This window comes from Pseudomonas sp. GM48, from assembly GCF_000282335.1.
Lineage (GTDB): Bacteria > Pseudomonadota > Gammaproteobacteria > Pseudomonadales > Pseudomonadaceae > Aquipseudomonas.
In genome coordinates this window covers 13,844-27,543 of the sequence record NZ_AKJM01000078.1, presented here as the reverse complement: position 1 = coordinate 27,543, position 13,700 = coordinate 13,844, and the positions used below count along the sequence as shown (strand labels likewise).

The window sequence follows — 13,700 nt, the reverse complement described above, 5'->3', positions numbered from 1 at the left end:
GGTGCTCATCCGTTGCGCAGCTTAACGAGAGCGGCAAGGCCCGTGCTTGCGATGCTGCGACATATTCGGTCAACGGTACGCAGCTCAAGGCATACGCATCGAACAACACTAGCATTCGCACAGAAAAATGACGGTTTTCCGTCCGGTTTTACGGGACATGCGTACCAGAAATGACCAGTAACACCCTGTCCGTCCACAACCCGCTCATTGACACTCGGACGAGCAGAAATGTGCGCGGGCTGGCAGAATCGCCCTTTGTTGCGTTTACCACGCTCGTCGAGCCAGGAATTTCCCATGAAAATGAAAACCGCCCTCTTGATCGTCAACCCTTGCGACGACGAAGAAGACAACATGGCCATGCTCTGCTGCCACAGCGACCAGGGCGAAATGTTCCTGATGAGCCGCTATCCCGATGAAGACGAGCTGGAAATCACCCTTGACGGCGAACCCTCGACCCTCGACGGCGTGAAAGTCACCCTCAGCCCTACGCTCCTGAAGATCGAAATTGCGGCGGCAGATGCCGATGCGCTCAATGGCGATGATGTGCTGGAAATCACCTTTGATGCCGATATGACCGATCTGGCCGAAGTGGAAGAAACCTTGCAGAACATTCTCAAGGGTACTGGCACCTATATCAGCCAAATTTGATGGTGTCTGAGCGGGCGCCTTCGCGAGCAAGCCCGCTCCCACAGTCGACCGCGTTCTTCCAGTAAGAATGCGATCAAATGTGGGAGCGGGCTTGCTCGCGAAGAGGCCCGAAAGAACACCGCCAGCCTGTAACCTGTAGAAAGTTCCTACAACGATTGCCAACCATTTCCTGCACTTTGCACAAAATGCCGTTAGTCGCCGCCCCCCGCGATGGATTAAAGTAACGCCCCCAGCCCTGGCGCATTTTCGAACGTCCTAGGCCACCCTTTTGCAGGAACAGTCATCGATGGAACATCGTGAAGCGCTGCTCGCGCTGCGAACCTTTCTTTCAACGCAGATTCTCGGCCAGGAAAAACTCATCGAGCGCTTGCTCATCGCCCTGCTCGCCGATGGCCACATGCTGGTCGAAGGCGCCCCTGGCCTGGCCAAGACCAAGGCCATCAAAGAACTTGCCGAAGGCATCGAGGCTCAGTTCCACCGTATCCAGTTCACCCCCGACCTGTTGCCGGCCGACATTACCGGTACGGAAATCTACCGCCCGGAAACCGGCAGTTTCGTGTTCCAGCAAGGTCCGATCTTCCACAACCTGGTATTGGCGGACGAAATCAACCGCGCCCCGGCCAAGGTTCAGTCGGCCTTGCTCGAAGCCATGGGCGAGCGACAAGTCAGTGTCGGGCGCAGCACCTATGAGCTGTCGCCGCTGTTCCTAGTGATGGCCACGCAAAACCCCATCGAGCAGGAAGGTACCTATCCGCTGCCAGAAGCCCAACTTGACCGCTTCCTGATGCACGTGAAAATCGGTTTCCCCGATGCCGCTGTTGAGCGCCGGATTCTGCAGCAAGCCCGTGGAGAGGCCCTGAACGGCGAAGCGAAGCCTGAGCGGCGGGTGACGCAACAGACGATTTTTGTCGCACGCAAGGAAATCCTCGGCTTGTACATGGCCGACGCCGTGGAGGAATACCTGGTGCAACTGGTCATGGCCACCCGCACTCCGGCCAAATTCGATCCGGAGATGGCCGAGTGGATCGCCTACGGCGCCAGCCCTCGTGGTTCGATTGCCCTGGACCGCTGCGCCCGTGCCCACGCCTGGCTTGCCGGGCGCGACTTCGTCAGCCCGGAAGACATCCAGGCCGTACTGTTCGACGTGTTGCGCCATCGCATCATCCTTTCCTTTGAAGCCGAAGCCGCTGGCATCGATCAGGACCGGGTGGTCCAGCGGATTCTCGACGTCGTAGCCGTCGCTTGACCCCGATGAACGCCAGCCAGCCGCCCGAGCCGGGCATTCGTGTCAGCCTCGCCGACCTGATCGAGATGCGCCACCGCGTGCGCGAAGTGCAGCTGTTTTCCACACCGAGCCAGCGCAGCCCGCTGATCGGCCTGCACCATTCCAAACTGCGCGGACGGGGCGTGGATTTCGATCAGGTGCGGGTCTATCAGGCCGGCGACGATGTGCGCACCATTGACTGGCGCGTGACCGCGCGTACCCAGGAACCCCACACCAAGCTGTTCCACGAAGAACGTGAGCGGCCGATTTTCATTATGGTCGAACAAAGCCGCCGGCTGTTTTTCGGCTCGGGCCTGATGTTCAAGTCGGTGCTCGCCGCCCAGGCCGCGAGCCTGATCGGTTGGGCAGCCCTGGGTCACAATGACCGGGTTGGCGGCCTGGTGTATGGCGATAATGTGCATTACGAAATCAAGCCCCGGCGCAGCAAGCAAAGCCTGTTGCAATTGCTCAACCGACTGGTGCGGGTCAACCAGTCGCTGAGCACCGAAGGCGAGCCGGACCGCGACGCCTTCGGCATTGCCTTGCGCCGCGCGCGGGAAGTGTCTCGTCCGGGCAGCCTGGTGATCGTGATTTGTGATGAACGCGCGCTGTCGGAAAGCGCCGAGCAACAGCTGAGCCTGTTATCGCGCCATTGCGACCTGTTGCTGCTGCCGGTGTCCGATCCGCTGGATCATGCCCTGCCCGCCGCCGGCCTTTTACGTTTCGCCGAACGCGGTGCGCAACTGGAGCTCGACACGCTGAATTTCGACCTGCGCCAGACCTACCGGGCCCAGGCCGAATTGCGCATCGCTCGCTGGGAACTGCTCGCACAGAAACTACGGGTGCTGATGATGCCTTTGAGCACTCAGAGCGAGATGGTCGAGCAACTGCGCGAATACCTGAACCCACAGAAACCGGGGAAAGGTCGATGAGCAGCCTTGATCAACTGCAACCGCTGATTTCCCCGCCACCGGTGGAGTTCTGGCCTCCGGCACCGGGTTGGTGGTTGCTGCTTCTAGTGGTGCCACTGCTCGGCCTGGGCCTGTGGAAGCTGCGTCGCTTTATTCCGGCCAAGCGCCCCGTGGTACGAGCCGAGCAGCCGCTTGACCCGGTGCGCCTTGCCGCCCTGGCGGAGCTGGCACTGATGCCCAAACCCTACGACGGTGCGCCAGCCGGTGCCTGGCTGCAGCAACTCAACGGTTTGCTCAAACGCCTGTGCCGCAACCATTACCCCTACAGCCAGAGCCACACCCTCAACGGCCGCAAATGGCTGGCGTTCCTCGACAACCGCTGCCCGGCGGCCGGCCTGACCCGCTGGATGGTGCTGGTCGAAGGCGCGTACAAACCCGAATGCAAACTCGACGACAAGGCCATTGCCGGCCTGACCCAAGCCGTTGAAACGTGGATTCGCAAACATGTTTGAGTTCGCCTGGCCGTGGATTTTCGCCCTTTTGCCACTGCCGTGGCTGATGCGCATTGTATTGCCGGTGGCTGACAGCGGTGAACCGGCACTCAAGGTCAGCTTTCTCAGCGATCTCGAAGGCCTCGCCGGGCGTCGCGCCCGGGCCAACCTGCCAGCATGGCGCCAGCAGGCACCGTTCATGCTGCTATGGCTGTTGCTGCTGATCGCGGCGGCGCGCCCGCAGTGGCTCGGCGAACCCTTGCCGATTGCCGCCAGCGGCCGCGATCTGCTGGTGGCGGTGGACGTTTCCGGCTCCATGGATTTCCCTGACATGCAATGGCAGGACGAAGAGGTCAGCCGGCTGTCGTTGGTCCAGCATCTGCTCGGCGATTTCCTCGAACTCCGCGAAGGTGACCGTGTCGGCCTGATCCTGTTTGGCAGCCGGGCCTATCTGCAGGCGCCGCTGACATTCGACCGGCACACCGTACGCGTCTGGCTCGACGAAGCGCGCATCGGCATTGCCGGCAAAAATACCGCCATCGGCGATGCTATCGGTTTGGCCCTCAAACGCCTGCGCTTACGGCCGGCAACCAGCCGTGTGCTGATACTGGTGACCGATGGCGCCAACAATGCGGGTGAAATCGGCCCACTCACCGCTGCGCGGCTGGCGGCCAAAGAAGGCGTGAAAATCTACCCGATCGGTATCGGTGCCGATCCGGAGCAAAGTGGCACGGTCGGCTTTCTCGGCGTCAATCCGAGCCTGGACCTTGACGAACCTTCTCTCAAGGCAATCGCCGAGGTCACTGGTGGCCAGTACTTCCGTGCTCGCGACGGCAAGGAACTGCAGGCAATCAAAGACACCCTTGACCAATTGGAACCCGTGGCCCAGCAACCCACCCAGGCCCGCCCGGCTCAAGCCTTGTATCACTGGCCACTGGCCCTGGCGCTGTGGTTGAGCATACTGCTGGTGGCCCCCGTACTCTGGCCGGACAACCCACTGCATCGCCTGTTTACCAAGGATCTGTTTTTGCAAACCCAACTGCTGCCTGACTGGCGCCAGCGTCTCAAACGCCTGCGTCTGCGGAGGCGTCGATGAGTGTGTTGTGGCCTTACTGGTTCCGCCCCTGGTGGCTACTGTTGCTGCCGGTGCTTGGCTGGTTGCTCTGGCAACTCTGGCACCGCGAGCAACGCGCCGGGCGCTGGCAAATGATTCTGCCTCCGGCCTTTCACGCAGCACTGCTCAGCGGTGGCAGTGGACGTAACAGTAAATTGCCCTGGATCGCCCTCGGTCTCGCGTGGCTGTTGACCGTGCTCGCCCTGCTGGGGCCGGGCTGGCAGCGTGTCGAACAGTCCAGTCAAAAGCCCGCCGACCCGCTGGTGGTGATTCTCGAGCTGACCCCGGAAATGCTCGCCACCGACGTCATGCCCAACCGACTCGAACAGGCACGACGCAAGTTGCTTGATCTGCTGCAGATTCGCAGCGACGCGCAAACCGCCATTGTCGTCTACGCCGGCAGTGCCCACACGCTGGTACCGCTGTCGGATGACCTTTCCACCAGCCGCAACCTGTTGGATGCACTAAAACCGTCGTTGATGCCAGAGGCCGGGCATCGTGCCGATCTGGCGGTGCTCAAGGCCCTGACGCTGCTAGAACAGGCAGCTCTGGGCGATGGCCGGATTCTGCTGATTGGTTCGTCCCTGACCGAACAAGAGCGGCTGGGCATCCGTCACGCGCTGGACGGCAAATCGACCCGGTTCCTGATGCTCGGCATCGGCACCGCCGAAGGCTCGCCCATCACCCAGGAGGACGGTAGTTTCCTCAAGGATGAACAAGGCGCCATTCTCGTACCGCGCCTCGACGAGCCTGGCTTGAAAAGCTTTGCCAACGACCTGGATGGACGCTATCGCCAAGCGCGCCTGGACGATAGCGACCTGCACGCCCTTGGCCTGCTCGACGGTCCACGCAACTTGCGTGACGACGGTCAGACTTTGCTTCTGGACACCTGGGCCGATCAAGGCTATTGGCTGTTGCTCCCGCTGTTGTTGCTCGCGGCCTGCGCAGGACGTCGCGGTTGGCTGCTCTGCCTGCCGCTGCTATTCACACTGCCTCAACCGAGCTACGCCTTCGATATTGCAGACGTGTGGCTGCGTCCTGATCAACAAGGCGCGCATTTACTCAAACAGAAGCGCCCGGCCGAAGCCGCCAGGCGTTTCGACGACCATCAGTGGCAAGGCGTGGCGCTTTATGAAGCCGGTGACTACGCGGGCGCCGCCGAGCGTTTCGCTGAAGGCAACAGTGCCCACGCCCACTACAATCGAGGCAATGCCCTGGCCAAAAGCGGTGAGCTGGAGGCAGCCCTGGACGCTTACGAACAGGCACTGGAACGTCAACCGGATTTGCGGCCGGCGCTGACCAACAAGGCGCTGGTGGAAGAGTTGCTCAAGCAGAAAAACAGCTCGACCGCTGTGCAACCGGACAAATCCGCGAGTGACGAACTCCAGCCCAAGGAACAACAGACGCCGCCCGGCGCCACGTTACAGCCTTCGGACAGTGGCGAGCCGCAAGCGCAAGAACCGCACACCAGCGCCGACACCGAGCAATCGCCAACGTCGCCGCCCAAACCCGGAACCAACGAAGTGCCAGGCAGCGAGTTGGGTGACGAACAACACACCACGCCGCCCTTGCGCCCGGCCACCGACAGCATCGAAGGTGAACAGCGCCAGGCACTGGAACAGTGGCTGCGGCAGATCCCGGATGACCCCGGTGAACTGCTCAGGCGCAAATTCTGGTACGAACAGCAACAACATCAGGATCAGGAAGAAACTCGATGACCCGCTTCACCGTTTTATTGCTCGCGCTGCTGCATGGCCTGTTGTTCTGCACTTTTCAGGCACAGGCAGCAGAGCTAGTCGCCAGTGTTGATCGCAGTCGCCTGAGCTCGGGCGAGACGGTCGAGCTGACCCTGGAATCCACCGATGTAACGCAGTTCGGCAAACCCGACCTGGCGCCGCTGGAGCCGCTGTTCGAAGTGCGCGGCACACGCCAGGTCAACCAGTTGAACACCCTCAGCGGCGAAAACCGGGCCACCACCCGCTGGATCGTCACCCTCCTGCCCCGGCAAAACGGCAGTGTGGTAATTCCGTCACTGCAACTGGGCGAACTGCAGAGCCAGCCGATCACCCTGCAAGTAGTCGAAAGCGATACGCCGGACAACCCGAACAAACGGGCCCCGGTGTTCATCGATGCCAGCCTCGATCAAACCAGCGTGTACGTACAGGCCCAGGCGATCCTGACCCTGCGCATCTACCATTCGGTGTCGCTGTACGACGACAGCAGCCTGCCGCCCTTGCAGATACCTGATGCGCGCATTGAACAATTGGGCGACTCACGCACCTACGAAAAAGACATCGATGGCCAGCGCCACGGCGTGATCGAAATGCGCTATGCGATCTACCCGCAACACAGTGGCGAACTGATCATTCCGGCACAGGTATTCAACGCCGCACTGGTCGATGCGCAGCCGGCACAGGACGCGACCCAAGTGCCGAAATCCGGCAAGCAGATGCCCGTCACCTCGACCGAACTGTTATTGACGGTCAAGGCCAAACCCATCACCTATCCCGCCGACGCGCCCTGGTTGCCTGCCCGCAGCCTGAACCTGAGCGAAAGCTGGAACCCGGAGCCGGATCACACACAGGTCGGCGATTCGCTGACCCGCAGCCTGACAGTGACGGCCGAAGGCTTGTCCAGCACCCAACTGCCGCCGCTGCCCGGCACCGATGTCGGCGGCCTGCGCCGCTACCCGGATCAACCGGTGCTCAGCAACCAGAACAGCGAACGCGGCCTGGTCGGCAGTCGTGAAGACCGGGAAGCATTGGTACCGACACGCACCGGCGTCATCGAGTTGCCCACCGTCGACGTGGTCTGGTGGAACACCTTCGAAGACCATCTGGAACACAGCAGCCTGCCGGCGCGCACGCTGCACGTGGCGGCCAACCCGAGCCTGGTGATCGACACCCAGGCCGGCGCCTCAGCGGTCGATGCCGGTGTCGACAACGGAGCACTCTGGCGCTGGAAGCTCAGCACCCTGATTCTGGCCTGCACCACCCTGCTCGGCTTCGGCCTCTGGTGGCGTGGCCGCTGGCAACCGGCGGTGACGCGTGCCGCTCAAACCGGCCCGAGCCCGCGCACCGTGCTCGACGACCTCAAGCGCGCCTGCCAGGCCAACGACTCCCACGCCACCCGCCAGGCCCTCGACGCCTGGGCCCGGCAACAACCGGAAACCCTGGCCGACATGGCCGCCCGTTTCGTACCACTGTCCGACGCCCTCGACGGCCTGAACGGCGCGCTCTACAGCGAAACCGGCCAGTACTGGCAAGGTGACGAATTGTGGCGGGCGATCAAGGCGATCCCGATGGCCGAACGGGCCCAGGACCCGGTTGGTGACAGTGGGTTGCCGCCGCTTTATCCGAAGTAAACTCCGATCATTGTGGCGAGGACACTTGCCTGTGGCGAGGGAGCTTGCTCCCGCTCGGTCGCGAAGCGGCCGTAAATCCCGGCAACTCGGTGTGCCAGAAAAAACCTGGGTCCGCTTCGCGGCCCAACGGGAGCAAGCTCCCTCGCCACAAAACACTCCATCGCGCGACCGGGCGTTTTTACCAGTAAACTCTTTCCCCTTTCGCCGCCTTCATTTTTCACGCGGCCATTACCTATTTTGTAGCGGAGTTCGCCTTGCGCTTGTTTCACACCTCCGACTGGCACCTCGGGCAGAACCTGCACGGCCAGGATCGTGATTTCGAACATGGCTGTTTTCTTGACTGGCTGTTGCGCCAGCTGAAGCTGGATCAGCCGGATGTGCTGTTGATCGCCGGCGATATTTTCGACACGGTCAACCCGCCGGTCAAAGCCCAGGAGCGTCTCTACGACTTCATCGTCAGCGCCCACGAGCAGCAGCCGTCGCTCACCATCGTGATGATTGCCGGCAACCACGATTCCGGCTCGCGGATCGAACTGCCCGCGCCATTGATGCGGCGCTTGCGTACCCACGCGCTCGGCCGCGTGCTGTGGCTCGACGACGGTCAACTGGACGCCGAGCGCCTGTTGCTGCCCTTGCCGGATGCCAGTGGTGAAGTCGCCGCCTGGTGCCTGGCACTGCCATTTCTGCGCCCGGCGGAAGTCACTGGCGCGCACTTGGGCGACAACTATCTGCGCGGGATCGGTCAGGTGCACGAGTGGCTGATCGAAGCGGCCAACGCCAAGCGCCAGCCGGGGCAGGCACTGATCGCCATCAGCCACGCGCACATGGCCGGCGGCTCGGTGTCGGAAGACTCCGAGCGCAGCCTGATCATCGGCAATGCCGAAGCCCTGCCGGCCAGCCTGTTCGGGCCGAGCATCAGCTACGTTGCCCTGGGCCACCTGCACAAGCCGCAGAAGGTCAACGGCGAAGAGCGCATTCGCTACAGCGGCTCGCCAATTCCGCTGTCGTTCTCCGAGATCAGCTATCAGCACCAGATTCTGCACATCCATCTCGACGGCGAAACCCTGGTCAGCGTCGAGCCGAAACTGATCCCTCGCGCAGTCAACCTGCAACGCATCGGCCCGGCGCCATTGAGCGAGATCCTGCTGCAACTGGCGGATCTGCCGAACATCGACCTGTTGGCCGACATCCAGCGCCAGCCATGGCTGGAAGTACGTGTACGCCTGGATGAACCGCAGCCCGACCTGCGCAATCAAGTGGAAACCGTCCTGCAAGGCAAAGCCGTGCGCCTGGTGCGCATTGCCGCTGAATACGCCGGGAACGGCAGCCGCGACGGCGTCGAGGATGGCAACGCGCTGATCGAACTGGATCAGCTCACGCCCCAGGAACTGTTCAGCCGCACCTGGCAGGACAACTACGGCAGCGAGGTCGACGAGCAGACCCTCAAGGACTTTGCCGAGCTGTTGCAAGACGTGCAGATGGAGAGCGAACAACCATGAAGATTCTCGCAATCCGCCTGAAAAACCTCGCCTCCCTGGCCGGGCCGTTTGAAATCGACTTCACTGCCGAACCCCTGGCCAGTGCCGGACTGTTCGCCATCACCGGCCCTACCGGCGCTGGCAAAAGTACCCTGCTCGACGCTTTGTGCCTGGCGCTGTTTGGCGCCGTACCGCGCCTGAACAACACCGGCCGCGACGCGAAAGTGCCGGACGCCGACGGCGAAATCGCTACCGGCGACCCACGGACGTTGCTGCGTCGCGGCACGGGTGAAGGCTATGCAGAAGTGGATTTCGTCGGCGTCGATGGCCGCCGCTATCGCGCACGCTGGGAAGCCAATCGCGCCCGGGAAAAGGCCGGTGGCAAACTGCAAGCCAGTCGCCAGAGCCTGCGCGATATCGATCAGGATCAATTGCTGGCCAGCCAGAAAGGCGAGTACAAGACTCAACTCGAAGCCGCGCTGGGGCTGAACTTCGAACAGTTCACCCGCGCCGTGCTGCTGGCGCAAAGCGAGTTCAGCGCGTTCCTCAAGGCCGATGACAACGACCGCAGCGAACTGCTGGAGAAACTCACCGACACGGCGCTCTACACCCGCCTCGGTCGTCGGGCCTTCGACAAGACCAAGGAGGCTCGCGAGGCGCACAAGCTGCTGCAGGATCAGGCCAGCGGAGTGACGCCGCTGTCGCCCGAAGCCCGTGCGGAACTGGATCTGCGCTTCAACGAAGCGCAGCAGCAACTCAAGACCCAACAGGCGCAACTCAAACAGCTTGAACTGCAAGACACCTGGCTCAAGGACTTGCATCGATTGCAGGACGAGCATCTGGCCGCCAGCGAACAACTGCAATCGGCGCAGACCCACTGGGAAGCCTTGGCCAGTGAGCGCTTGAGGTTAACGCGCCTCGAACAGCTTGCCCCGCAACGACATCAGTTCGCCCGTAAAGCCGAGGTCGATGCACTGCTGACACCGTTGGTGGCGCAAATTGCCTTGCATACGCAGCAACATGGCGAACTCGGCGAGCGCCAGACGCAACTTGAGCAACAGCTCAGCGCCGCCCGGATCACCTTGAGCGAAACGCAACAGCGGCAAGCCGACAGCACGCCGTTGCTGCGTCAGGCCTTCGAAGCGCAAAGCACCCTCGCCCGCCTGGCCAAAGACACAGCCCTCAGCGCCGAAGCCAAGCAACAGGCGGAACAGGCCTGCACCCAGGGCCAGAGCACGATTCAGACCTTGCTCGATCAACAGGCCCGTGGCGCCGGGCAGTTGCAGCGCATCGCCACCGAGCTGGAACAAAGCACTCACCTGGCACCGTTAAGCGAGGCCTGGAATGCCTACCGCGATCGCCTGCAGCAGTTGATGCTGATCGGCAACCGGTTGAATCAGGGCCAGGCCGAACTGGCCAGCCTCGAACAAAACGCCGCGACTACCGATCAAGTGCTCACCGCGCAGAAGCAGCAACTTGAGGTGCTGTTCAAGGAGGCCGGTGCCGAACCGGATGCCGTCGCCGAGCAGATCGGCATTCTGGGCAGCCTGTTGCAGGACAACCGCAAACAACTGCGCGCCATCGAAGACCTGGCGCGCTTGTGGGCCAGTCAGCAGGACCTGGACAAGCGCGGTACCGAGCTGCAACAGCGCCAGTTCACCGCACAGCAGGAACGTGAACGCCTGACCCAGGACGGAGTAAAGACCAAGGCTGAACTGAGTGTTGCCGAGCAAACCCTCAACGTCACCCGCGAACTGCTGGAGCGTCAGCGTCTGGCGCGCAGTGCCAGTGTCGAAGAGCTGCGCGCACAGTTGCAGGATGACCAGCCATGCCCGGTCTGCGGCAGTAGCGAGCATCCGTATCATCAGCCTGAAGCGCTGCTGCAAAGCCTCGGCCGCTTCGATGAAAGTGAACAGGCCAACGCCCAGAAGGCCGTGGACCTGCTCAAGGAAAAACTCACTGACTTGCGCGCCGAAGTCGGTGGGCTGATCGCCCAGCAAAAGGAACTGCTGCAACAGCAGGAACAACTGGCGATCCAGCAGCAAGCCCTCGCCCCCAGCCTGGAAGGTCATCCGCTGGCGACTCAACTGCTGAATCAGGATGCCGCCAAACGCGACGCCTGGCTCAACCAGCAAAACAGTCAGCTCAACCAGAGCATCAGCCAGGACGAGCAACGGCAGAGCGCACTGCTTACCCTGCAACAGGATGCCGCACGCCTGACCCAGCAACTGCGCCATGCCGAAACCGCGCACCAGCAGGCAGCCCAGCACCTGAGCAATCAACAGCGTGAGCTGGGCAACGACCGCCAGCGTCTGGACGAAGAACTCAAAGCATTCGCCAGCCTGCTGCCAGACGAGACCCTGCAAGCGCTGCGCGTCGAGCCAGCCGCGACCTTCTTGCAGCTCGACCGGCAAATCGCCGAGCGTCTGACGCAACTCGATCAACAAAAGGAAGAACTGACCGAACAGCAACAGCGCCAGCAAAACCTGGAGAAGGAACAGGATCGCCAGCACAGCCGCGTGCAGCAATTGCATGCCGCCGAACTGCAGTTCACCGGGCTGGCCGAACAGCAACAGGCTAGCCAGCACACACTCGGGCAATTACTCGGCGAACACACCAGTGCCGAGCATTGGCAGCAGCAACTGGAACAGGCCGTGGAACAGGCGCGCAACGCTGAAACCAGCACCGCGCAGGCGCTGCAAAGCGTCCTTACGCAGTCAGTGCAAATCGCCGCCGAGCTCAAGGCCCAGCAAGAGCGCTTGCACGCACTGGAAGGCGAAGAGCATGAACTCGCCGGCAAAATCGGCGATTGGCGCGCCCGCCACCCTGAACTGGATGACGGCGGTCTCGAAGACCTGCTGCGGGTTGACGACACTCAAGTCAGTGAACTGCGCCAGCGCTTGCAGCACAGCGAAAAGGCCATCGAACAAGCCAGCGTCCTGGTGCGGGAGCGCGACAAACGCCTGCTCGACCATCAAGCACAACACAACGGCAACCTCGACGCCGGGCAATTGGCCGCCGCACTGGTCGATCTGCAAAACCTTGCCGCCACCAGCGAGCAACGCTGCGCCGAACTGCGCGCCGAGCAGGCCGAAGACCAGCGCCGACAGAACGCCAATCAGGCCCTGGCGCAACAGATCGCCGATGCCTACAGCGAATATCAGCGTTGGGCGCGGCTCAATGCGCTGATTGGCTCAGCCACCGGCGACACCTTCCGCAAGATCGCCCAGGCCTACAACCTCGACCTGCTGGTGCACCATGCCAACGTGCAATTGCGCCAACTGGTGCGGCGCTATCGCCTCAAGCGCGGCGGCAGCATGCTCGGGTTGCTGGTGATGGACACCGAAATGGGTGACGAACTGCGCTCGGTGCATTCGCTGTCCGGTGGCGAGACATTCCTGGTATCGCTGGCGTTGGCCCTCGGTTTGGCATCGATGGCGTCGAGCACGCTGAAAATCGAATCGCTGTTCATCGACGAAGGCTTCGGCAGCCTCGATCCGGAGTCCTTGCAACTGGCCATGGACGCCCTCGACGGCCTGCAAGCCCAGGGTCGCAAGGTCGCGGTGATTTCCCACGTACAGGAAATGCATGAACGGATTCCGGTGCAGATTCAGGTCCAGCGCCAGGGCAACGGCCTGAGCACCCTGGAGGTGAAATGAATACGCTGTATTCCTTCCGCCGCTGCCCGTACGCCATGCGCGCACGCATGGCCCTGCGTTATTCGGGAGTGGCCGTGGACATCGTCGAAGTCAGCCTGAAGGCCAAGCCCGCCGAAATGCTCGCGCTGTCGGGCAAAGGCACGGTGCCGGTGCTGAGTGCCGATGGCCAGGTGATCGACGAAAGTCTCGACATCATGCGCTGGGCCCTGGCGCAGAACGATCCGCAAGACTGGTTGCTCAAGGACAATCCTGCCGCAGCAGCGCAAATCGCCAGTCTGATCGAACAGAACGATCAGGTGTTCAAGGTGCACTTGAATCGCTACAAGTACGCCGAGCGCTATCCCGAGCAGCCGATGGAAGTTTATCGCGCCGAAGGCGAGGTGTTCTTGCAAAGGCTGGATGAGTTGCTGGAGGAACGCGACTACTTGCTGGCCGACCATCCAAGCCTGGCCGACGTGGCGCTGATGCCCTTCGTGCGGCAGTTCGCCCACGTCGACCGCGAATGGTTTGCACAGACACCGTATCGGCGGTTGCAGGATTGGTTGCAGCGGTTTCTGGAGTCGGAATTGTTTACCGGAGTGATGCGAAAATAAGAACACCGACACTGTGGCTCTGTGGCTCTGTGGCTCTGTGGCGAGGGAGCTTGCTCCCGTTCGACTGCGCAGCAGTCGCAAATCGGAGAATACGGTATGTCTGGCAAAACCAATCGTCTGAAATTGGGGCCGCTTCGCAGCCCAGCGGGAGCAAGCTCCCTCGCCACAAAAGATTCAG

The 13,700-nt window shown here is 62.0% G+C and carries 10 protein-coding genes; all 10 read left to right on the top strand.

Going from position 1 to position 13,700, the window contains the following annotated elements; all coding sequences use genetic code 11:
- Positions 1–294 precede the first annotated feature (294 nt).
- The 10 genes from PMI28_RS14310 (at position 295) to PMI28_RS14355 (ending at position 13,522) form a co-directional block, all read left to right on the top strand.
- Positions 295–648, top strand: coding sequence for a hypothetical protein (locus PMI28_RS14310; RefSeq protein ID WP_007987020.1), 354 nt, complete (start codon positions 295–297; stop codon positions 646–648).
- A gap of 286 nt (positions 649–934) precedes the next feature.
- The gene (locus PMI28_RS14315; RefSeq protein WP_007987019.1) at positions 935–1,894 is read left to right on the top strand and encodes an AAA family ATPase; all 960 of its coding nucleotides are present in this window, start codon (positions 935–937) and stop codon (positions 1,892–1,894) included.
- A 5-nt stretch (positions 1,895–1,899) separates the two neighbouring features.
- Positions 1,900–2,844 carry a DUF58 domain-containing protein gene (locus PMI28_RS14320; RefSeq protein WP_007987018.1) on the top strand — a complete coding sequence of 315 codons (945 nt, stop codon included), beginning with the start codon at positions 1,900–1,902 and terminating at the stop codon, positions 2,842–2,844.
- A complete protein-coding gene (locus PMI28_RS14325) occupies positions 2,841–3,335 on the top strand; it encodes a DUF4381 domain-containing protein (RefSeq protein ID WP_007987017.1) in 495 nt (164 codons plus the stop codon). Before PMI28_RS14320 ends, PMI28_RS14325 begins: the two co-directional genes overlap by 4 nt.
- Positions 3,328–4,410: a vWA domain-containing protein gene (locus tag PMI28_RS14330; RefSeq protein ID WP_007987016.1), complete on the top strand. Its 1,083-nt coding sequence runs from the start codon at positions 3,328–3,330 to the stop codon at positions 4,408–4,410. Before PMI28_RS14325 ends, PMI28_RS14330 begins: the two co-directional genes overlap by 8 nt.
- The gene (locus PMI28_RS14335; RefSeq protein ID WP_007987015.1) at positions 4,407–6,146 is read left to right on the top strand and encodes a tetratricopeptide repeat protein; all 1,740 of its coding nucleotides are present in this window, start codon (positions 4,407–4,409) and stop codon (positions 6,144–6,146) included. The genes PMI28_RS14330 and PMI28_RS14335 overlap by 4 nt, the downstream gene beginning before the upstream one ends.
- Positions 6,143–7,792 carry a BatD family protein gene (locus tag PMI28_RS14340; RefSeq protein ID WP_007987014.1) on the top strand — a complete coding sequence of 550 codons (1,650 nt, stop codon included), beginning with the start codon at positions 6,143–6,145 and terminating at the stop codon, positions 7,790–7,792. The genes PMI28_RS14335 and PMI28_RS14340 overlap by 4 nt, the downstream gene beginning before the upstream one ends.
- A 254-nt stretch (positions 7,793–8,046) precedes the next feature.
- Positions 8,047–9,291, top strand: coding sequence for an exonuclease SbcCD subunit D C-terminal domain-containing protein (locus PMI28_RS14345; RefSeq protein WP_007987013.1), 1,245 nt, complete (start codon positions 8,047–8,049; stop codon positions 9,289–9,291).
- Positions 9,288–12,929, top strand: coding sequence for an AAA family ATPase (locus PMI28_RS14350; RefSeq protein WP_007987011.1), 3,642 nt, complete (start codon positions 9,288–9,290; stop codon positions 12,927–12,929). The genes PMI28_RS14345 and PMI28_RS14350 overlap by 4 nt, the downstream gene beginning before the upstream one ends.
- On the top strand, positions 12,926–13,522 hold the full coding sequence (locus PMI28_RS14355) for a glutathione S-transferase (RefSeq protein WP_007987009.1): 597 nt from the start codon (positions 12,926–12,928) through the stop codon (positions 13,520–13,522). Before PMI28_RS14350 ends, PMI28_RS14355 begins: the two co-directional genes overlap by 4 nt.
- Positions 13,523–13,700 lie beyond the last annotated feature (178 nt).

Bases quoted from the DNA above. Each gene is read 5' to 3' on its own strand.
- PMI28_RS14310 (WP_007987020.1), top strand. From the start codon at position 295: ATGAAAATGAAAACCGCCCTCTTGATCGTCAACCCTTGCGACGACGAA.
- PMI28_RS14315 (WP_007987019.1), top strand. From the start codon at position 935: ATGGAACATCGTGAAGCGCTGCTCGCGCTGCGAACCTTTCTTTCAACG.
- PMI28_RS14320 (WP_007987018.1), top strand. From the start codon at position 1,900: ATGAACGCCAGCCAGCCGCCCGAGCCGGGCATTCGTGTCAGCCTCGCC.
- PMI28_RS14325 (WP_007987017.1), top strand. From the start codon at position 2,841: ATGAGCAGCCTTGATCAACTGCAACCGCTGATTTCCCCGCCACCGGTG.
- PMI28_RS14330 (WP_007987016.1), top strand. From the start codon at position 3,328: ATGTTTGAGTTCGCCTGGCCGTGGATTTTCGCCCTTTTGCCACTGCCG.
- PMI28_RS14335 (WP_007987015.1), top strand. From the start codon at position 4,407: ATGAGTGTGTTGTGGCCTTACTGGTTCCGCCCCTGGTGGCTACTGTTG.
- PMI28_RS14340 (WP_007987014.1), top strand. From the start codon at position 6,143: ATGACCCGCTTCACCGTTTTATTGCTCGCGCTGCTGCATGGCCTGTTG.
- PMI28_RS14350 (WP_007987011.1), top strand. From the start codon at position 9,288: ATGAAGATTCTCGCAATCCGCCTGAAAAACCTCGCCTCCCTGGCCGGG.
- PMI28_RS14355 (WP_007987009.1), top strand. From the start codon at position 12,926: ATGAATACGCTGTATTCCTTCCGCCGCTGCCCGTACGCCATGCGCGCA.